The organism is Pseudomonas sp. S3_B11, assembly GCF_054667715.1.
In genome coordinates, this window is the sequence record NZ_CP162749.1 from 2,108,818 (window position 1) to 2,128,571 (window position 19,754).

The 19,754-nt window shown below is 61.9% G+C and carries 19 protein-coding genes; 13 read left to right on the top strand and 6 right to left on the bottom strand.

The genetic code is table 11. The features are described from left to right. Window positions 1–13: 13 nt before the first annotated feature. From nrdD to AB4O22_RS09755, 3 genes are all read left to right on the top strand, one after another. Window positions 14–175: an anaerobic ribonucleoside-triphosphate reductase gene (gene nrdD / locus AB4O22_RS09745; RefSeq protein WP_003202433.1), complete on the top strand. Its 162-nt coding sequence runs from the start codon at window positions 14–16 to the stop codon at window positions 173–175. Continuing rightward, window positions 172–867, top strand: a complete 696-nt coding sequence (locus AB4O22_RS09750; RefSeq protein WP_032833023.1) for an anaerobic ribonucleoside-triphosphate reductase activating protein — start codon at window positions 172–174, stop codon at window positions 865–867. Before nrdD ends, AB4O22_RS09750 begins: the two co-directional genes overlap by 4 nt. Before the next feature lie 111 nt (window positions 868–978). Continuing rightward, entirely contained in the window at window positions 979–2,598 is a 1,620-nt protein-coding gene (locus tag AB4O22_RS09755; protein WP_223473206.1) for a methyl-accepting chemotaxis protein, read from the top strand. 404 nt (window positions 2,599–3,002) lie between these two features. Here AB4O22_RS09755 and mhpT read toward each other — a convergent pair whose 3' ends face one another. Continuing rightward, the gene (gene mhpT / locus AB4O22_RS09760) at window positions 3,003–4,226 is read right to left on the bottom strand and encodes a 3-(3-hydroxy-phenyl)propionate transporter MhpT (protein ID WP_223473207.1); all 1,224 of its coding nucleotides are present in this window, start codon (window positions 4,224–4,226) and stop codon (window positions 3,003–3,005) included. Window positions 4,227–4,538: 312 nt separating this feature from the next. Between mhpT and AB4O22_RS09765 the strand changes: the two genes are divergently transcribed. Beyond that, window positions 4,539–5,846, top strand: a complete 1,308-nt coding sequence (locus AB4O22_RS09765) for an OprD family porin (RefSeq protein ID WP_003202424.1) — start codon at window positions 4,539–4,541, stop codon at window positions 5,844–5,846. Between the two features lie 156 nt (window positions 5,847–6,002). On the opposite strand, the gene AB4O22_RS09770 is transcribed toward AB4O22_RS09765, so the two are convergent. After that, window positions 6,003–6,488 (bottom strand): MarR family winged helix-turn-helix transcriptional regulator, encoded by a 486-nt coding sequence (locus AB4O22_RS09770; protein WP_027911607.1) that lies wholly within the window; start codon window positions 6,486–6,488, stop codon window positions 6,003–6,005. A 213-nt stretch (window positions 6,489–6,701) separates the two neighbouring features. On the opposite strand from AB4O22_RS09770, the gene AB4O22_RS09775 reads away from it, so the two are divergent. The 3 genes from AB4O22_RS09775 to AB4O22_RS09785 all read left to right on the top strand — a co-directional run bounded on the left by AB4O22_RS09775 (window position 6,702) and on the right by AB4O22_RS09785 (window position 11,108). Continuing rightward, the gene (locus tag AB4O22_RS09775) at window positions 6,702–7,532 is read left to right on the top strand and encodes a p-hydroxycinnamoyl CoA hydratase/lyase (RefSeq protein ID WP_003202420.1); all 831 of its coding nucleotides are present in this window, start codon (window positions 6,702–6,704) and stop codon (window positions 7,530–7,532) included. Window positions 7,533–7,640: 108 nt separating this feature from the next. Further along, window positions 7,641–9,089: an aldehyde dehydrogenase gene (locus tag AB4O22_RS09780; protein ID WP_013693496.1), complete on the top strand. Its 1,449-nt coding sequence runs from the start codon at window positions 7,641–7,643 to the stop codon at window positions 9,087–9,089. A gap of 141 nt (window positions 9,090–9,230) precedes the next feature. Further along, window positions 9,231–11,108 (top strand): feruloyl-CoA synthase, encoded by a 1,878-nt coding sequence (locus tag AB4O22_RS09785; protein ID WP_223473209.1) that lies wholly within the window; start codon window positions 9,231–9,233, stop codon window positions 11,106–11,108. Between the two features lie 165 nt (window positions 11,109–11,273). Here the strand turns inward: AB4O22_RS09785 and AB4O22_RS09790 are convergent, their stop codons facing one another. Further along, window positions 11,274–11,591 carry an ElaB/YgaM/YqjD family protein gene (locus AB4O22_RS09790; protein WP_003202414.1) on the bottom strand — a complete coding sequence of 106 codons (318 nt, stop codon included), beginning with the start codon at window positions 11,589–11,591 and terminating at the stop codon, window positions 11,274–11,276. Between the two features lie 162 nt (window positions 11,592–11,753). On the opposite strand from AB4O22_RS09790, the gene AB4O22_RS09795 reads away from it, so the two are divergent. Further along, on the top strand, window positions 11,754–12,008 hold the full coding sequence (locus tag AB4O22_RS09795; RefSeq protein WP_003181187.1) for a hypothetical protein: 255 nt from the start codon (window positions 11,754–11,756) through the stop codon (window positions 12,006–12,008). A gap of 3 nt (window positions 12,009–12,011) precedes the next feature. On the opposite strand, the gene AB4O22_RS09800 is transcribed toward AB4O22_RS09795, so the two are convergent. Then, a complete protein-coding gene (locus AB4O22_RS09800; protein ID WP_223473210.1) occupies window positions 12,012–12,920 on the bottom strand; it encodes a LysR substrate-binding domain-containing protein in 909 nt (302 codons plus the stop codon). Between the two features lie 86 nt (window positions 12,921–13,006). On the opposite strand from AB4O22_RS09800, the gene AB4O22_RS09805 reads away from it, so the two are divergent. Continuing rightward, window positions 13,007–13,930, top strand: coding sequence for a carbon-nitrogen hydrolase family protein (locus AB4O22_RS09805; protein ID WP_223473211.1), 924 nt, complete (start codon window positions 13,007–13,009; stop codon window positions 13,928–13,930). On the opposite strand, the gene AB4O22_RS09810 is transcribed toward AB4O22_RS09805, so the two are convergent. Further along, a complete protein-coding gene (locus AB4O22_RS09810) occupies window positions 13,931–14,401 on the bottom strand; it encodes an LEA/WHy family protein (protein WP_003202406.1) in 471 nt (156 codons plus the stop codon). It abuts the gene before it with no gap. Between the two features lie 288 nt (window positions 14,402–14,689). Here AB4O22_RS09810 and AB4O22_RS09815 point away from each other — a divergent pair, with 288 nt between their 5' ends. The 4 genes from AB4O22_RS09815 (at window position 14,690) to AB4O22_RS09830 (ending at window position 17,745) form a co-directional block, all read left to right on the top strand. Then, window positions 14,690–15,406, top strand: a complete 717-nt coding sequence (locus AB4O22_RS09815; protein ID WP_223473212.1) for a helix-turn-helix transcriptional regulator — start codon at window positions 14,690–14,692, stop codon at window positions 15,404–15,406. Between the two features lie 51 nt (window positions 15,407–15,457). After that, window positions 15,458–15,799, top strand: coding sequence for a nuclear transport factor 2 family protein (locus AB4O22_RS09820; RefSeq protein WP_003202401.1), 342 nt, complete (start codon window positions 15,458–15,460; stop codon window positions 15,797–15,799). A gap of 272 nt (window positions 15,800–16,071) precedes the next feature. Next, complete coding sequence (gene zapE, locus AB4O22_RS09825) at window positions 16,072–17,193, top strand: cell division protein ZapE (RefSeq protein WP_460096180.1); 1,122 nt, start codon at window positions 16,072–16,074, stop codon at window positions 17,191–17,193. Window positions 17,194–17,250: 57 nt separating this feature from the next. Continuing rightward, window positions 17,251–17,745 (top strand): GNAT family N-acetyltransferase, encoded by a 495-nt coding sequence (locus AB4O22_RS09830; RefSeq protein WP_223473215.1) that lies wholly within the window; start codon window positions 17,251–17,253, stop codon window positions 17,743–17,745. A gap of 24 nt (window positions 17,746–17,769) precedes the next feature. Here the strand turns inward: AB4O22_RS09830 and AB4O22_RS09835 are convergent, their stop codons facing one another. After that, on the bottom strand, window positions 17,770–19,509 hold the full coding sequence (locus AB4O22_RS09835; protein ID WP_460096182.1) for a phosphoethanolamine transferase CptA: 1,740 nt from the start codon (window positions 19,507–19,509) through the stop codon (window positions 17,770–17,772). Window positions 19,510–19,754 lie beyond the last annotated feature (245 nt).

A 19,754-nucleotide genomic window follows, 5' to 3' on the forward strand; every position in this document is an offset into this window, starting at 1 on the left:
AGGAGCTTCACCCATGAATGCATCGCAAAGCCTTCCACAAGCACAGCGTCAACGTTGCGAAGTCTGGACCCGAGTGATGGGTTATCACCGTCCGGTGGCGGCCTTCAACCCAGGCAAGCAGTCCGAGCACCGCGAGCGGGTGCACTTCACCGAACGCGCGGCCGGGCGTCCATGAGTCGAGTGCTACGGGTCGGGGGCATGGTGCCCCTGACCACACTCGATTATCCGGGCCAACTGGCGTGCGTGCTGTTTTGCCAGGGCTGTGCCTGGCGTTGTCGTTATTGCCATAACCCGCAACTGATCCCGCCGCGCGGTAGCGAGGAGGTGGATTGGTGCCGGGTATTGGCGTTCCTGCAACGCCGTCAGGATCTGCTCGACGCCGTGGTGTTCAGCGGCGGTGAGCCAACGTTGCAGGACGGCCTGGCGCCGGCCATGGAGCAAGTGCGGCAGATGGGCTTTCGCATCGGCCTGCACAGCGCCGGCATCAAGCCGGCGGCCTTCGCCAAAGTGGTCGGGCTTGCCGACTGGGTGGGTTTCGACGTCAAGGCCTTGCCCGAGGATGCCCTGGACGTGACCCGGGTCGAAGGCAGCGGTGCCGCCAACTGGCGCAGCCTCGACCACCTGCTGGCCAGCGGCGTGGATTATGAATGTCGCACAACGGTGCACTGGCACCTGTTCGACCCCGAGCGGTTGCTGACCCTGGCCCGACGCTTGAGCGAACGCGGCGTCACGCGGTTCGCCGTACAACTGGTGCGCACCGCGCGGATGCTCGATCCCCACCTTTCCAGCGTTTCGGCACAAGCCTTGCAGCCTGAGCTGTGGGCCGCCATGCGCGAGTTGTTCCCCTCGTTCGTCTTACGCAGTTGAGCGAGCGCCGGGATGAACGACCGACAGCGGCCCGGGATGACTGGGCCGCACTTTTTCATGGTTTTCAAATGCGCTGCCAACCGGCAGGTAGTTGAACAGGGAGCATTTGATATGACCAGATTCACCACTGCCCAACGCATCGTGATCGGCTTTGCCATCGCCCCACTGGCCTTGATCGCCTTGGCGCTTTACGCCTTGAGCGACCTGGCGATGCTGCGCGACCAGGCCGAGCAGATCGTCAGGCAGGATTGGCCGAAGATCGACCCGATCATGGTGATCGCCACGGGCGTGCGCGATAACGCCAGGAATACCCGGGACTTGTTGATCGACAAGAACAACGCGCAAGTCCAGCAATCCATCGACGCCACCCGGCAGCGGATTACCCAGGCCTTCGCCACGCTGGAGCCGTTGTTCGATCAGCCTGAAGGCAAGGCCGTGTATGCCGAGTTGAAAAAGCGTCGCGAGGCCTATGTGGCGGCTTTCGTCCAGGTGCAGGCGTTGATCCGCCAGGGCGCGACGGAGGAGGCGATGACGCAGCTCAAGCAAGGGGTGATTCCGGCGGAGCTTGAGGTGTACAAAAGCCTCGAAGGGATCATGGCGATGCAGGGCAAGGTCTTTGTCGAACGTGAACAGCAGGCCCAGGCACGTTACAACGATGCGCGGCGCAACATGTTGGCGTTGGTGCTGGCTTGCCTGGCCCTGGTAACGACCGTGGCGGTCCTGGTGACCCGCAGCGTGACCCGTCCCCTGGGCGGTGAACCGAATGACGCGGCGCGGCTGCTTAATCTCATCGCCCAGGGCGACCTGACGATCCGCGTGCCCGTGGGCGTTGGCGCCAATGACAGCGTGATGAGCAACATGCACGACATGCAGCAGAGCCTCAACAGCATGGTCCGGCACATTGCGGCCTCGGTGGATCGGGTGGCCAGTTCCTCCGAAGAACTGAGCGCGGTGAGCAGCCAGACCAGCAGCACCTTGCAGTTGCAAGGGCATGAAATCGAACAGGCTGCCGCGGCCGTGAACCAGATGACCGCTGCGGTGGATGAAGTGGCGCGCAATGCGGTGAGCACCAGCGAAGCCTCGCGAGTGTCCGAGCAAACGGCCCAGCGCGGTCGTGAACAGGTCCAGGAAACGGTGGCTTCCATTACCGCGCTGGCCGAAGGTGTGACGGACAGTTCCGGGCGAATCCAGCAATTGGCCGGGCGGGTCCAGGACATCAGTTCGGTGCTGGACGTGATCCGCAGCATCGCCGAACAGACCAATCTCCTGGCACTGAACGCCGCCATCGAAGCCGCCCGCGCCGGTGATGCCGGGCGTGGTTTTGCAGTGGTGGCCGATGAAGTCCGGGCGTTGGCCCATCGGACCCAGGATTCGACTCGGGAAATCGAGGGCATGATCGGTAACATCCGCCTGGACAGCGGGCATGCGGTGAGCTCCATGCAGAACAACAGCGAACTGGTGCAAGCCACGCTGCTAGTGGCCCAGCGCTCCGGCGATGCCCTGGATGAAATCGCCCATTCGATCTCGCAGATCAACGAGCGCAACCTGATGATCGCCAGCGCCACGGAACAGCAGGCGCTGGTGGCGCGAGAGGTGGATCGTAACCTGGTGGGCATTCGCAACCTGTCCGAACAAGTCATGCTGGGCGCCCGGCATACCGATACGGCGGGCCAGGACCTGGCGCAGATGGCCGGGTCACTGCATGAGACGGTGGCGCGGTTCAAGGTCTAGATCGCTTACTGCTGGGCGAGATGTCCGCAGAAGTCGTGTTCACCTGAACCCCCTGTGGGAGCGAGCTTGCTCGCGATAGCGGAGGGTCAGCTAGTAGTGATGTTGGCTGTGCCGACGTCATCGCGAGCAAGCTCGCTCCCACAGGAGGAACGCGATCACCCAGAACCAGGTCGGCTATAAGGCCGCCTCGAGGTAGCCGCGCTGGGCCATGATGGCCCTTCGCGGCGGCCCACGGAGCAATGCCTTCGTTCAGGCACACCGAGCCTAGGCGAGGTGCCGAGTGGTGGGGCAGAAGCGCTTTGGTTACTTTCGACTGGGCCGGCTTCCGGGCTTTTCGAAAGTGACCCGCCGTAAGGGCGGAACCATAAGCCGCCGTTACCCAAAAAACGGATATTCACACCAAGTCAGGAGTTCCCAGCGACCTGCTCAGAAGCACCCAATCGAGGCCCGGCCGAATAACGAACCACACTAAGAACAGCCAACGTCGCAACCACCAACCCAGGCGAAGTCGCCAGCAATACGGCCGTGGTCCCACCCCCTGCGGCCAGGATCTGCCCTGCAGCCAGAGGCCCGGCCACCGACCCCAGGCGTCCGATGGCCACCGCCGCACCAACCCCCGTCGCACGTACGGTCGTAGGGTAGGAGGGCGGAGCCAAGGCGTAGAGGACCAATTGCGCAGCCATGACAAACAACCCAGCGGCGAACCCGGCAATGGCCATCGGCACGATACCGACCGACAACCCGACCCCGGCCAGGGCGCTCAGCAGACCGGCATAGACGAACAGCACCACCTTGATGCCATTGCAACGGTCCAGCAACAGGCCGCCGAGCAACGAGCCAAGAGCACCGCCGATGTTGAACAGCATCTGCACCAGGCCGGCCTGGGGTTTGCTGAAGCCCTGCTCCAGCAGCAACGATGGCAGCCAGTTGAGCAACATGTACATCACCGTCAGGGTGAAGAAATAACTCAGCCACAGCGCCAAGGTGGTGCGGCCGCGACCTTCACCGAACAGCGCCTGGGCGGTGGAGCCGCGCGATGAGCCGCCATCCTGCGCCTGGCGAAAGACGCTCGATTCGGGGAGCCACAGGAGCATCAGCGGGACCACCAGCAAGGGCGCCAGCCCACCGATGAAAAACGTCATCTGCCAGTGCTCGCCAAACAACATGGCGACCACTGCCGCCAATGCACCACCCAACGGAACGCCGGCATACATCACGCTGATAGCCGTGCCCCGGCGCTGCTCGCCCACGGCTTCGGCGCACAGGGCAATGAGGTTGGGCAGGGCGGCGCCCAAGCCCAGGCCGGTCATGAAACGCACCAGCAAGAGGCTGGAGAAGTGTTCGACATAAGCGGTGCTGAGGGAAAACACGCCGAACAGCAAGACAGCGGTGACGAGGATTTTCTTGCGACCGATACGATCAGCGATCCAGCCACCGAAGAACGCACCTGGCAACAGCCCGATGATCCCGGCGCTGAATACCCAACCCATCATTTTCGGATCGAGGGCAAACGTCTGTCGCAGACCTGCGGCTGCGGTACCGGCTGACTGAAGGTCGAAACCCTCGATCAGCGCGACGATGAAACACAAGGCGATGGTCAGCGTCGCACGACGCGCCGGACGGTTCATGGCAAATCCTCTTATTGTTTTTGTGAGGGACACCGGCTCGGAGGATAGCCGGTAGGTGCATTTAAGATTAACAAAGCTAACTAAAAAATGAAGGTTGCCATTGGGCAGTCATAAACTGACCAGATCATTATAAAAATCAGAGGCTTGGTACGAATCTTCGAGCTAGTTGGTAAATTAGTTAATGATATTAATGTTCGATTATCGGTCATTGTTGATTGACGAAGCGCCCGTGCAGTTTCCATTCTTGGTTCCCACGGCCCCCACCACCAAGGTTGGGCCGAACAAAACAACAACAATAAGTGGATATCGAACATGCCAAACCTTGCCCGGGCCGCCCTGACGGCGCGCCCTGTTTCATCGCTCGTTCATCTGCTGGCTTGTCTCGGGCTGAGCCTGGGGGCTCCGGCCTTGCGGGCGGAGGGCTTCATCGACGACAGTCACGGCACCCTGACCCTGCGCAATTACTACATGGACCGCGACTACAAGGACGACGGCGCCAAGACCGCGGCCAGGGAGTGGGCTCAAGGTGTGTTCATGAACGTCGAGTCGGGGTTTACCCCAGGGGCGGTTGGGTTCGGCCTCGACGTGAGGGGATTGCTGGGCATCAAGCTCGACTCGTCACCTGACCGAAGCGGCACCGAACTGTTGCCGGTGTCGAGCAGCGACAAGCGCGCAGCTGATGAGTATTCGCGCCTGGGCGTGACCGGCAAGCTGCGTTTCGCGCAAACCACGGTGAAGACCGGCGATGTGTCGATCTTCCTGCCGTTTGCCTTTGCCAGCCCATCGCGGCTGCTGCCGCAGACCTTTCGCGGGACGACTCTCAGTTCCAAGGACATCGACGGCTTGACGTTGAACACCGGTTATATCGATCGCATCGCCCGGCGCGATTCCACCGACTACCAACCGATGAGCATCGCCTCGCCCAACCGTCGTTTCAACGGTGCGGCGACTTCTTCCCATATGGCGTACGTGGGCGGCGACTACCAGGTCAGCAAAGACCTCAGCTTGCGGGCTTACCACGCCGAAGTGGCGGATTTGTATCAACAGAACACTCTGGCGTTATTGCATAACCTGCCTTTGGGCGATGGCGTCCTGACCACCGACCTGCGCAGTTTTTTCAGCGACGAAGACGGCGCGGCCAAGGCCGGAAAAGTGGATAACCGCAATGTCTCGGCGCTGGTCGGCTATCGCCTGGGTGGCCATCGCGTGAGCCTGGGCTACATGCATTCCAGTGGCGATACGGCCACGCCTTATGTGTCCGGCACCGAGCTGATGGGCTTGAGCGAAATGACCATGAGCTCGGATTTTCTCAATGCCAAGGAACGCACCTGGCAGGCGATCCATGACTACGACTTTGCCGCCGTGGGCGTGCCGGGCCTGCGGAGTCGGCTGCGTTATGTGCGTGGTGATCACATCGAACTGGCGGCCCTCAATGCCGAGGATCGCAAGGAACGCGAGTTCCAGATGGAACTGGGGTACGTGATCCAGAGCGGCCCGCTGAAAAACGTCGGGCTGCTGGCGCGCAAATCGATCTATCGCAACAACTTCCCGGGTACGGCGGCGTTTCGCGACGAGAACCAGACACGGTTCCTGGTGACGTACAGCGTGCCGATCTGGTGAGTTCCCAGGTGTCTGGCTTGCTCTTGTGGGAGCAAGGCTTGCCCGCGATTGAAGCGCTGCGGTTTTTCAGGAATCGAGGTGCCTTCGTCGCGAGCAAGCTTTGCTCCCACATAGCCGGAGCTTGCGTCCTCGCCACAGGGAGCGCCGCCAGGTTTGCTAGTGGTAAACCTTCTTCAACAACCGCAGCAACTCCTCCCGCTCAGCGCCTGAAAGGGTCGCGGTGGAATCCAAGTCACTCTGTGCGGCGATTTGCTTGAGTTCCTTGAGCAAGGTTTCGCCAGTCTTGCTCAGGAATATCCCGTAGGAGCGTTTATCCGGCTTGCACCGCACACGCACGGCCAGGGCCCGACTTTCCAGTTTGTTCAGTAGCGGCACCACTTGCGGCGGTTCGATCGTCAGGGCCTTGGCCAGGTCGGCCTGCATCAGGCCGGGATTCTGGTCGATGATCGCCAGCGCCGAGAACTGGGCAGGGCGCAGATCGTGGACGGCGAGCCGGCCAATCAGATTCTGGAACAGTTTCAACTGGGCGCGGCGCAGGGCGTAACCGATCAGGTCGTCCAGCGCGGAGTCCAGCGGCGCTTGCGCGTCGGTACCGGCGGCCAGGGGCTCGGCGGGTTCGGCAAGCTTGGAAGACTTGGCCATCGAAGTGAACTTCCTCAAGGTAAGTGATTAACAAGGCCATCCAGTTTGCCGGGGTTGCGACGCCCTGGCTATGGGGTCGCGCAAATTCGAGATTTGTAACCGCCGACCCAGACCCGGAAAAATACAGATAAATCGATTAATAGTTAATTGACATAACTATTTTTCCGGTTTAGTTTTTGATCATCTTCAGCCAAGAACAAGAGAGCACGCATCATGAGTAATTACGAAGGTCGCTGGAAAACGGTCAAGGTCGATATCGAGGAGGGCATCGCCTGGGTCACCCTCAATCGCCCGGAAAAACGCAACGCCATGAGCCCGACCCTCAACCGCGAGATGATCGACGTGCTCGAGACGCTGGAGCAGGATCCGGCCGCTGGCGTATTGGTGCTGACCGGGGCCGGTGATGCCTGGACCGCCGGCATGGACCTCAAGGAATATTTCCGCGAAGTGGATGCCGGGCCGGAAATCCTCCAGGAAAAAATCCGTCGCGAAGCGTCGCAATGGCAATGGAAGCTGCTGCGCATGTACGCCAAGCCAACCATCGCCATGGTCAACGGCTGGTGCTTTGGTGGCGGTTTCAGCCCGCTGGTGGCGTGCGACCTGGCGATCTGCGCCGACGAAGCGACCTTCGGTCTCTCGGAAATCAACTGGGGCATCCCGCCGGGCAACCTGGTGAGCAAGGCCATGGCCGACACCGTGGGCCATCGCCAATCGCTGTACTACATCATGACGGGCAAGACGTTCGGCGGGCAGAAAGCCGCCGAAATGGGCCTGGTCAACGAAAGCGTGCCCTTGGCGCAACTGCGTGAAGTCACGGTGGAGCTGGCGCGCAACCTGCTGGAAAAGAACCCGGTGGTGCTGCGGGCCGCCAAGCATGGTTTCAAACGCTGCCGCGAACTGACCTGGGAGCAGAACGAGGATTACCTGTACGCCAAGCTCGACCAGTCGCGCCTGCTCGACACCGAAGGTGGCCGCGAGCAGGGCATGAAACAGTTTCTGGACGACAAGAGCATCAAGCCTGGCTTGCAAACCTATAAGCGCTGAATCGACCGGCGAATGGCGGGCCGCATCCCGCTGTTCGCTGCCTCGCGCTGGCGCTACTGTTACACCGCTGCGATGCATTCCCGATAAAGACAATAAAGAGGAATCACCATGCTGGACGTGCCCCTGTTGATTGGCGGCCAGTCGTGCCCGGCCCGTGACGGCCGGACCTTCGAACGCTGCAACCCGGTGACGGGTGAGGTGGTGTCTCGCGTGGCCGCCGCCACCCTGGAAGATGCCGACGCCGCGGTAGCTGCTGCCCAAGCGGCGTTTCCCGCCTGGGCCGCATTGGCGCCTAACGAACGCCGCACGCGACTGTTGCGTGCAGCCGAGCAGTTGCAGGCCCGTAGCAGTGAATTCGTCGCTGCTGCCGGCGAAACCGGTGCCATGGCCAACTGGTACGGTTTCAACGTGCACCTGGCGGCGAACATGCTGCGCGAAGCCGCTTCCATGACGACCCAGATCAATGGCGAAATCATTCCTTCGGACGTGCCTGGCAGTTTCGCCATGGCCCTGCGTCAGCCTTGCGGCGTGGTGCTGGGCATCGCGCCCTGGAACGCTCCGGTGATTCTCGCCACCCGCGCCATCGCCATGCCCCTGGCCTGTGGTAACACCGTGGTGCTCAAGGCTTCTGAAATAAGCCCGGCGGTGCACCGGCTGATCGGCCAGGTGTTGCAGGACGCAGGGCTGGGTGACGGCGTGGTCAACGTGATCTGTAACGCACCGGCGGATGCGCCGGCCATTGTCGAGCGGTTGATCGCCAACCCGGCGGTGCGTCGGGTCAATTTCACCGGTTCGACCCATGTCGGGCGCATCGTCGGCGAACTGTCGGCGCGTCACCTCAAGCCGGCCTTGCTGGAACTGGGCGGCAAGGCGCCGCTGCTGGTGCTGGACGATGCCGACCTGGACGCTGCGGTGCAAGCGGCGGCCTTCGGCGCCTACTTCAACCAGGGCCAGATCTGCATGTCCACCGAGCGACTGATCGTCGATGCCCGTGTGGCGGATGAGTTCATCGCCCGCTTGACCGCCAAGATCGCCACCCTGCGCGCCGGCGATCCGACGGCCGCTGATTCGGTGCTGGGCTCGTTGGTTGACGTCAGTGCCGGCCAACGCATCAAGGGGCTGATCGACGATGCCCTGGCCAGAGGCGCAACGCTGGTCACGGGTGGGCAGTTGGAAGGCAGCATCCTGCAACCAACCTTGCTCGACGGCGTCACTGCGCAGATGCGCTTGTACCGCGAAGAGTCTTTCGGGCCGGTGGCGGTGCTTCTGCGCGGTGACGGCGATGAAGAGCTGTTGCGCCTGGCCAACGATTCCGAGTTCGGCCTGTCGGCCGCCATCTTCAGTCGCGACACGAGCCGTGCTCTAGCCTTGGCCCAGCGGGTCGAGTCGGGCATTTGCCACATCAACGGGCCGACCGTGCACGATGAGGCGCAGATGCCCTTTGGCGGGGTCAAGTCCAGTGGTTACGGCAGCTTTGGCGGCAAGGCGTCCATCGAGCATTTCACCCAGCTGCGTTGGGTGACCTTGCAGAACGGTCCCCGGCATTACCCGATCTGAAACCCGTCGCATCGCGGGCGGTCGAGCCTTGAACGCCGTCGCCCCGATGCAGGCCAGAATAATAATGACAAGGCCGCAGCCTAGTGCTGCCACGCTCCGCTCGCATCGCGACCCGAGTGTGCCTTGGTGGAGGAAATGTACGTGAGTTCCGAGTCAAGATCGTCCTCCCGACCCGAGGCCGGGCGGTATCGCCAGGTGTCGATTGGTCATCCTGCCGTCGAAGTCCGGGAAGAGCGTGGCATCTTGCACATGCGCTCCCTGGAGCCCCTGGCCCCGCTGCCGGCGCGGTTGCTCGAGCGCCTGGTGCACTGGGCCGAGGTGCGCCCAGAGCAGACGTTTATCGCCGCCCGTGAATCCAGTGGTGATTGGCGTCGAGTCAGTTATGCGCAAATGCTCGACAGTGTACGGGCCATCGCCCAAGGCCTGCTCGGTTACGGCTTATCGGCCGAAAAACCCTTGGCGCTGCTCTCCGGCAACGACATCGAGCACCTGCAAATGGCCCTCGGCGCGATGTACGCCGGTATTCCCTATTGCCCGGTTTCGCCGGCCTATTCATTGCTGTCCCAGGATTTCGCCAAGCTGCGTCACGTCTGCGATCTGTTGCAGCCGGGGCTGGTGTTTGTCAGCGAAGCCGCACCGTTCGAGCGGGCAATCACTGCCGTATTGCCGGCGGACGTGCCCTTGATCACGGTGCGTGGCGAGATAGCTGGCCGGTCGAGGACTAGCTTCGCCAGCCTGCTGGCCCAACCCGGTGGCGCCGAGGCCGAGCAGGCGTTCGCCGCCACTGGCCCGGACAGCATCGCCAAGTTCCTGTTTACCTCAGGCTCCACCAAACTGCCCAAGGCGGTGATCACCACCCAGCGTATGCTTTGCGCCAATCAGCAGATGCTGCTGCAGACCTTTCCGGTGTTCGGCGAGGCCCCCCCGGTGCTGGTGGACTGGTTGCCGTGGAACCACACGTTCGGTGGCAGCCACAACGTTGGCATCGTGTTGTACAACGGCGGCACGTTCTACCTGGACGACGGCAAACCCACCGCCCAGGGCTTCGCCGAAACCCTGCGCAACCTCAAGGAAATTTCACCTACCGCCTACCTGACCGTGCCCAAGGGCTGGGAGGAGCTGGTTAGCGCCCTGGAGCGGGACGGTGAGTTGCGCGAGCGATTCTTCAAGCGCATCAGTCTGTTCTTCTTTGCGGCAGCGGGTTTGTCCCAAAGCACCTGGGACCGGCTCGACAAGGTCGCCGAACAGCATTGCGGCGAACGTATCCGCATGATGGCGGGCCTGGGCATGACCGAGGCGGCGCCGTCCTGCACCTTCACCACCGGGCCGTTATCCATGGCCGGCTACATTGGCCTTCCGGCGCCCGGCTGCGAAGTCCGGCTGGTGCCGGTGGACGGCAAGTTCGAAGGGCGTTTTCGCGGGCCGCACATCATGCCCGGCTACTGGCGCTCGCCGCAGCAAACTGCCGAGGTATTCGACGAGGACGGTTTCTATTGTTCGGGGGATGCGATCAAGTTGGCCGAAGCCAGCAATCCGCAACTGGGGCTGATGTTCGATGGGCGGATCGCCGAGGACTTCAAATTGTCTTCCGGTGTATTCGTAAGCGTCGGGCCGTTGCGCAACCGCGCGGTGCTGGAGGGCACGCCCTACGTCCAGGACCTGGTGATCACCGCGCCGGATCGCGAGTGCCTGGGTGCGCTGGTGTTCCCACGGCTTGCTGAATGCCGACGCTTGTCGGGCCTGGGCGGGGAGGCCAGCGACGCCCAGGTCCTCGCCAGCCCGCCGGTACGCCAATGGTTCGCCGACTGGCTGCAACGCCTGAACCGCGAAGCCAGCGGCAACGCCAGTCGCGTGGAGTGGATCGCCTTGCTCGATGAACCGGCGTCCATCGACCGTGGTGAAATCACCGACAAGGGCTCGATCAACCAACGGGCGGTGCTGCAGTGGCGGGCGGGGAAGGTCGAGGCGCTGTATCGCGGGGAGGATGTGTCGATCCTGCGGGCGGGACCTGTGGCTTAAAGCAAAACCTTGTGGATGTTCATAAGTGGCAGGCTCATCCACAAACTCCTGTGGGAGCGAGCTTGCTCGCGATAGCGGTGGTTCAGCAGCAGAGATGTTGCCTGACTCACCGTCATCGCGAGCAAGCTCGCTCCCACATGAGGTCCGGGGGCTGGTTTGTGATGTTTAACGCCGTCCTAGCAACAAACCCACCACCAGGCCGAAACCGGCGGAAATCGCCACGGTCTGCCAGGGGTGGCCGCCAATATAGACCTCAGTGGCATCGACCATGGGACGGGTACGTTCCCGGGTGCTGGTGACTGAGTCGAGCGCCTGTTGCAGTTTCTGGGATATCTGGCCTCGCAGGTCTTCGGCCTCTTCGCCCACCAGCGAGGCACTGCTTTTGAGCAGCTTTTCCGATTCTTCAATCAGAGCCGTCAATTCGCTGAAGGCTTGATCCTTGATTTGCTCTCCGTTCGCTTGCACGGTGCCTTTACGGGCCATGGAAGTACTCCTTGTGTGGATGATGGCATTGAACAATGGAGTGCCGTGCCCGTTAAAAAGTTGCAACGCTCGGCGCTGGCAGGGCAGTCCATCACAAATCGTGGTTAAGACGTTTCCCTCCAAGGTGTAAGATGGCGCCTATTTACGCAACAGGTAATTCCCATGAGCTTCAATCTGGCTGACAAGCCCCTGGCCGAGCGCGCCGCGCTGGAAGACGAAAAATCCCGACTTTTTGAACTGTGGCAAAACAACCTGGGCAAGGCCAAGGGCGATGCTGCCCGCTTGTTCGGCGAGCGCTCCAAACGCAAGGGCAAGTGGGCCGAGTGGGTGCGTGCCGAACTGGATGGCATGTCGCCGCCGGAGTACGCCAACATGGTGCGCAGTGAGGTCAATCGACTGATGGCCGCCAACAAGTAAGCCTTAGGCGAATGTTGCCGTAATGGCCTGGCGAACCTTGAGCATTGTCGGCTCCATTTGCGTGTGGGTTCGCCATCCCAACTCGATGGGGTAGCGGGGCAAGGCCAGGGGGCAGGGCAGCAAGGCCAGGCCGCTGAGGTCGGCGATGGCCCGGGCGGCATGGGTCGGGATGGTCGCCACGGCCTGACTGCCCTTGAGCAGGAACGGCAACGCGGCAAAGTGGGTGGTCGAGGCGCAGACTCGCCGACTCAGGCCAAGCCCGGCCAGCCCTTCGTCGGTGATGCCGATGAAACCACCCGAAGACACCAGCAGGTGCTCACGGGCCACGAACGCCTCCAGGCTGAGGGATTGCTGGCCCTGCGCCAGGCTCGCCGGGTCCAGGAGGCAGGCGTAATCGCCTTCGCCCAACACCTGACGGCTGAGCAATCGCTGGGCGAAACCGCCCGCTGTGATCGCCAGGTCAAGGTCGCGCTCCATCAGGGCCCGGCCGACGATCTGACTGTGGGTCTGGCGGAAAATCAAGCGCAGGCCCGGCGCGCGGTGGGCCACTTCTTCGATCAAGCGTCGCCCATGGGCAATTTCGAAATCGTCCGACAGGCCGACGATGACCGAGCGGCCTTCGTAATGGCTGGCATCCGGGTCGACCATCGCCAGGCTCTGGCGGCATTTATCCAGTGCTTCGCTGATCACCGGCTTCAGTTGATTGGCCCGCAGCGTCGGCGCCAGGCCCCGGCCGGTGCGCACGAATAATTGATCGTCATACAAACCGCGAAGCCTGCGCAGCGCAGCGCTGATGGCCGACTGGGTCACGCCCAGGCGCACGGCGGCGCGGCTGGCGCTGGATTCGTCATGCAGGGCTTCGAAGGTCTTGAGCAGATTGAGGTCGATGTCGGCGATATTCATAAGGCTCATATCATTTAGCAGCATTCAGGGCTTTATTCATGATCGGCCGCTGCTTGAGAATCAGCAACACCTGATGATCAAGGAGTTGAAAAGCCATGCCCAAATCCATTGTGGCTGCCCTGCAGATCGGCTCGTTGCCTGGCGGCAAGGGCGAGACCCTGGCACAGATCCTTTCCTATGAAGAGGCCATTCGCCAGGCCGGCGCGCGTCTGGTGGTGATGCCTGAAGCGCTGCTGGGTGGCTATCCCAAGGGCGAGGGGTTCGGGACTCAACTGGGTTACCGGCTGCCGGAGGGGCGCGAGGCGTTTGCCCGCTATTTTGCCAATGCCATTGACGTGCCCGGCGTTGAAACCGAAGCGCTGGCCGGGCTGTCGGCGCGTACAGGGGCGAGCCTGGTGCTGGGCGTCATCGAGCGTGTCGGCAGCACCCTGTACTGCACCGCGCTGTATTTCGAACCCGATGCAGGCCTGGTGGCCCGGCACCGCAAGTTGATGCCCACCGGCACCGAGCGGCTGATCTGGGGCAAGGGCGATGGGTCGACCTTGCCCGTGATCGACAGCCAGGTCGGCCGGGTCGGCGCGGCGGTGTGCTGGGAGAACATGATGCCGCTGCTGCGCACTGCGATGTACGCCAAAGGGGTGGAGGTCTGGTGTGCGCCGACGGTGGATGAGCGAGAGATGTGGCAGGTGACCATGCGCCATATCGCCCACGAAGGTCGCTGCTTTGTGGTCAGTGCCTGTCAGGTACAGGCCTCTCCGCAGGCCCTGGGTATCGAGGTCGCGCACTGGCCGGCCGAGCGGCCGTTGATTGCCGGTGGCAGCGTGATTGTCGGACCCATGGGCGACGTGCTGGCCGGGCCGCTGAAAGACACGGCGGGGTTACTCATCGCCGAAATCGACACCGATGAACTGGTGCGGGCGCGCTACGACTATGACGTGGTCGGGCATTACGCCAGGCCGGATGTGTTCGAGTTGGTGGTGGACGAGCGCGCCAAACCCGGCGTGCGCTTCACCGCCTGATCACCAGCTGGCGGCGGAACCCGGCAGGTCGAGGGTTCCGCGGTCGACGAAGCGCAGGGTGCCGAATACGCCGCCGGCGAGCTTGCCCTTGAGCACATAGGGCAGGTTGTCCAGCCCTTGGGTCTGGCTCAGGCCCAAGGTCTGGCGCAACACCGAAAACGCCGAAATGCTCACCGGGACACTGAGGATCGCCTCGGAAAAGCGCGGGATCGAACCGCTCTGGTCACTGACCCCCGTTGCCAGCGTACGGTCGTTGACCTCCAGGTCCAGCGCCACGCCGTTGTAGTCGATGGCGGTTTCGTTGGGGTTCTGCACGCGCAGTTTCACGGCGAAACGTACCTCCAGCCCCTGGTTGGGCAAGGGTTCGATGCCGACCACGTTGATGTTCAGCGGGTCACGGTGCGGGAAGAGGGCGCAGGCGCTCAGGCTGAGCAGTATCAGGAAAACGGAAAGGCCGAGGATTCTGCGCATGGATAGACTCTCAAGAAAGGAAAAAACTCGGAAACGATTGAGTACGATAACCCACAGCGGCCCCATGACAACGGCAAACCACCCTGTGGGAGCAAGGCTTGCCCGCGATGAAGGTGATGCGGTCTTTCAGGAACCGAGGTGTCTGTTTCGCGAGCAAACTTTGCTCCCACAGCCTTGCGGGGCAAATTCCACCTTGCTCTGGATCCAAACAAGGTTCAGGGCTCCTGACAGTTTCTGACACCAGCCTCTGCTAATCTGCGTCAACTTTTTCTTTCCGGACAGTCCATCGTGTCGCGTACCTCTCGGTTGCTCACTTTGCTGCAAGTCTTGCGGGGCAAGCGTTGCCCGGTCACCGCTGCGACATTGGCGGGCGAACTGAACGTTTCCGAGCGCACCTTGTACCGCGACATCGCCGAACTCAGCGCCCTCGGCGCGCCGATCCAGGGCGAGGCGGGCATCGGTTATGTCTTGCGCAGCGGCCTGTTCCTGCCGCCACTGATGTTCACCGCCGATGAAATCGAGGCCATTGTGCTGGGCTTGCGCTACGTCGATCAGCGCGCCGACGAGGTGCTGGGCAAGGCGGCCGCCGACGCCCTGGCGAAGGTCGCCGCAGTGCTGGCTCCCGATGTGCGAGACGCCTTGCGCAACCCCACGGTATTGCCCGGTCCACCGGGTTATGGCTATCCGCAGAACACGGTGGAACTGAATGTGTACCGCCAGGCCATTCGTGCCCAGGCCAAGCTGCATATCGATTACGCCGATGTGAACAAGACCCCGAGCCAACGCTTGATCTGGCCGCTGGCCCTGGGCTTTTTCAATGAGGCGCGGGTGGTGGTGGCCTGGTGTGAATTGCGCGGCGCCTATCGGACTTTTCGCACTGACCGGATTGCCTCTGCCACCGAGCAGGGCGAGCGCTATCCGGGCCGACGCAGCGACTTGCTGCGCGACTGGTTTGCGCTGATGAAGCTGGACGAAACCGGGCGTTTCACTCCTGACAAAAACTGACACAACGCTGTTCTAGCATAGTGCCAGACCGATAAAACAAGGAGCCGTACCATGTCCAATCCCGTCTCTTCCCTGGCCCCGGCCATCGCCGGCTACATCGCGGCCGCCAATGCCCGTGACAGTTCGGCGGTGACGCGTTTCTTCGCCGAGGATGCCAACGTGTTCGATGAAGGCCAGCACCGTGTTGGCACCCAGGCCATCGCCCAATGGATGGAAGACACCGCCCAGCGCTTCCAGCCGCGGGTGGAAGTCCTCAACGTGCAGCAACGCACTGGCAAGGTGCTGGTGCAGAACCTGATCTCCGGGACATTCCCCGGCAGCCCGTTGGAGTTACGCTACACCTTCCGGCTCGATGAGCAGGGCAAGATCAGTCGGTTGGATATCTCGATCTAAGTTCTGCACTCAGGTCTGTGGGAGCAAAGCCTGTGGGAGCAAGGCTTGCCCGCGATGAACGATAACGCGGTTTGGCTGTTGGACCGCGGCGCGACTATCGCGGGCAAGCCATGCTCCCACAGGCCATTGCTTCCAGAGGCCATGCTCCCACAGGCCATGCTTCCACAAGATATTGCTCCCACAGATAAACCCCACGCCACAGTTCTACGCAGGGTTCCTGCAGTCGCCCGCCATGGCATACTCCCCACCTTCGTTTTCCGGACCCGGGCCGTATGACTTTCGACTCCCCCTTGAGTGCCTGGCAGCATGCCATCGAACACCACGGCTTCGTCCAGGACGAGGCCCAGGAACTGGCCATCATGACACTGAAGCAATGCCACCAGGCGTTGCACGAAGGTCGCAAGTCGATCAAGGGCGTTTATCTCTGGGGCCCGGTGGGACGTGGCAAGACCTGGCTGATGGACCGCTTTTATGAAAGCCTCAAGGTGCCGGCCCGTCGACAACACTTCCATCACTTCATGGCGTGGGTGCATCAGCGTTCGTTCCAGCTCACTGGCACGCCGGATCCTCTGCAGGCCCTGGCCCGGGAGTTGAGTGCTGAAGTACGGGTGCTGTGTTTCGACGAACTGTTCGTCAACGACATCGGCGATGCAATCATCCTCGGGCGCCTGTTCCAGGTGATGTTCGAGCTGGGCATGGTGATGGTCAGTACCTCCAACCTGCCGCCGGAAGAACTCTATGCCAACGGCCACAACCGCGAGCGTTTCCTGCCGACCATCACCGCGATCAATCGATATATGCAGGTCGTGCCGGTGAACGGTTGGCAAGACCATCGCCAGCACCCAGGTCAGTTACAGCAGCGTTATTGGCTGCGCGATCCCGGGCAACCTGATCCGCTGGGGGAGGTCTTCAACCAGTTGACCGCCGGGCAAGTATCGAGCAGTGCGTCGATCGAGGTCGGCCATCGCTTGCTTGAACCGGTCCAGGCCAGCGATAGCGTGCTCTGGAGCCGTTACTCCGACCTGTGCGAGCAACCGTTCTCGGCGCTGGATTTCATGGCGCTGTGCGACCGCTTCAGCGTCATCCTGCTCAGTGACGTGCCGTGCCTGAGCGCCGAACAACGTGAAGGGCGCATTGCCCGTGGCACCGAAGACGGTGTCGAACGGGTCGAGGCCGGTGATCGCGAATTGCCGCAGTTGTCGATCCATGACGATGGCGTACGGCGCTTCATCGCCCTGGTCGACGAGTGTTATGACCGCAAGGTGCCGTTGTGCCTTTCGGCCCTGGTGCCGATGGATGAGTTGTATACCGAGGGCTATCTGCAATTCCCGTTTCGCCGTACCCTCAGCCGCCTCCAGGAAATGCAAATGCAACGTTTTGGTCAGCAAGCCTGACCTGTATCCCGCCGACGGCTTCGAGCTGGCGGCACTAACGAAGTGAGATGGAAGGTCATGGAAGAAGCCAAGGACATCCTTGTACTGCAAGCCAGCTACACCAACCCGGTTCACGCCGAAGCGATCTGTCATGTGCTCAACGGCTATGCACAGGACCCGATGGGCGGGGGACAGCCATTGCCGGCAGAGGTGCTGCTGCATCTGCCCGAGGAACTGGCCAAGCGCCCTCATGCCTTCAGCGTGCTGGCTTTCGTCAACGGCGAACCGGCGGGGCTGGTCAATTGTTTCGAAGGTTTTTCAACCTTTGCCTGCCGGCCACTGGTGAACGTCCACGACGTGGCGGTGATGAAGGATTTTCGTGGGCTCGGGCTGAGCCAGAAGATGCTGCAGAAGGTCGAGGACATCGCCCGTCAGCGTGGTTGCTGCAAGATTACCCTGGAAGTGCTCGAGGGCAATGCCGTGGCCCAGGCCAGCTATGCCAAGTTCGGCTTTGCCGCCGGCATGTTCGACCCGGCCCACGGGCCTATGGAGTTCTGGATCAAGCCCCTGTAAAAGCGGGCTTCTGAGGAGTTTCGGTTATTTCTGCACGACTGCAGCCGCCGGTGCCTTGGGCTGCATCAGGCTGAAGTCGATCAGGGGCTTGCGTGGGGTTTGATAGGGGTCGCCAATCAACAGCGGGCGCGCCTTGAAGTCCGCGCTGACCAGGCTCTTGCTGTGGTCCAGCTCATCAAAACTCAAGCCAGCCATGTCCGCCCAGGTGTGAATCAGGTGCGAGCTGCTGTAGGGGCGCGACAGGTCGCCGGCAAAGTTCCAGTCATGGCTTTCGCGCCACTTGGGCGAGGCCCAGGCCATGAAGGGGATGGTGTACATCGGCGCGGTCGGCTTGCCTTCGTTACGGCCCAGGGTGCCGTGGCCCGAGGAGTCGAACACGTCTTCACCATGGTCCGACAGGTACAGCAGGAAGCCGTTGGGGTCGGTCTTGGCGTAGTCCTTGATCAGGCTGGACACGACGAAGTCGTTGTACAGCACCGCGTTATCGTAGCTGTTGTAGGTCGGGACCTGATCATCACGCAGGCCCGCCGGTACGCCTTGGCGGTCGGTGAACTTGTTGAAGGTCGGCGGATACCGGTACTGGTAGCTCATGTGGGTGCCGAGCAGGTGCACCACGATCAGCTTGCGCGGAGCGCTGTCGGCCAGGGCTTTGTTGAATGGCTCGATCACATCGCCATCGTACTGCGCGGCATTCTGGTTGCGGTTGTTGTTCAGGTACACCTGCTCGTCGGCCTGTTGGGAAAAGGTCGTGAGCATGGTGTTGCGCTTGGTCATGGTCTGCTGGTTGGTGATCCAGAAGGTCTTGTAGCCGGCCTGTTTCATCATGCTCACCAGCGACGGGGTGCTCAGGTACAGGTCCGGGTTCTGTTCGTCGGCGAACGTCAGCACCTGCTGCAGCGCTTCGATGGTGTAGGGGCGCGGGGTGATGACGTTATCGAACACCGACAGCTGGCCTTTGAGCTTGTCCAGCTCCGGCGTGGTTTCCCGCGGGTAACCGTAGAGGCTCATGCGCTGGCGGTTGGTGGATTCACCGATCACCAGCACCAGGGTGGCCGGCTGGTCGGCCATGGCATCCTTGAGATTGCTCAGTGGCGCGATCTTGCTGGCGCTGTGGAGCATGCCTTGCATGTTCTCCAACTGCTCACCATAGCGACGATACGCCACCAGCATCTGCCACGGCACCGCAGGCTCGATGCGATCTTCGAATTTTTCCAGGCCACCGGCAAAGCTGCCGGTACGCTGGGTCTGCTTGATCAGCGGATAACCGACCACCGCCAGGACAATGGCGACTGCTGCGACCATGGCCTGGCCCCGGGGCAGGTACACCGGGCGCAGGTGGGTCCAGAGCCAATAGCCGACGGCGGTGTGGGCCAGGAACGCCGCCACCATCCACCAGGCAAAATACTGTGTCAGGTACTCGCCGGCTTCAGAAACGTTCGATTCGAACATGATGAAGATGACGCTCTGGGAAAATTCTTGCTGATAAATGAAGAAGTAGCCGAGGCTGGCCATGGAGCAGGCCCACAGCACCACGCCGATCAACGCCGCGAGCACGCGCGTGCGGGCGGGGAAGAGCAGCATGGGCGCCAACCACACCGCGCTCATCACGAACGCTTGGCGAAAGCCGGTGAAGCCGGAGGTGTCGCTCAACAGAATGAGCAGTTGGGTGATGCCAGAGAAGTACCAGAAGAACAGAAACAGCCAGCCAAGCCCGGCCCAGTCGAAACCTTTCGCAGTCGTTTTGCTGCGTTTGAACAAACTCATCAAGCGCTCCAGCCTTTGTCGACGACGCTGTCGGCACCGGATTGGTGACCGCAGGCATACGTCGAGCAACCTTAAAGGCGGGGAGTATCGCGAGCCGGTTGTGAAAAGTTTGTGAGTTTTTCGGATACAAATCGCTGATTGGGGGGGGCGAATGCTCTCTGGGGCGAGGGATTATCTGTGGGAGCAAGGCTTGCCCGCGATGAACGATAACGCGGTTCAGCCGTTAGACCACGGCGCGACTATCG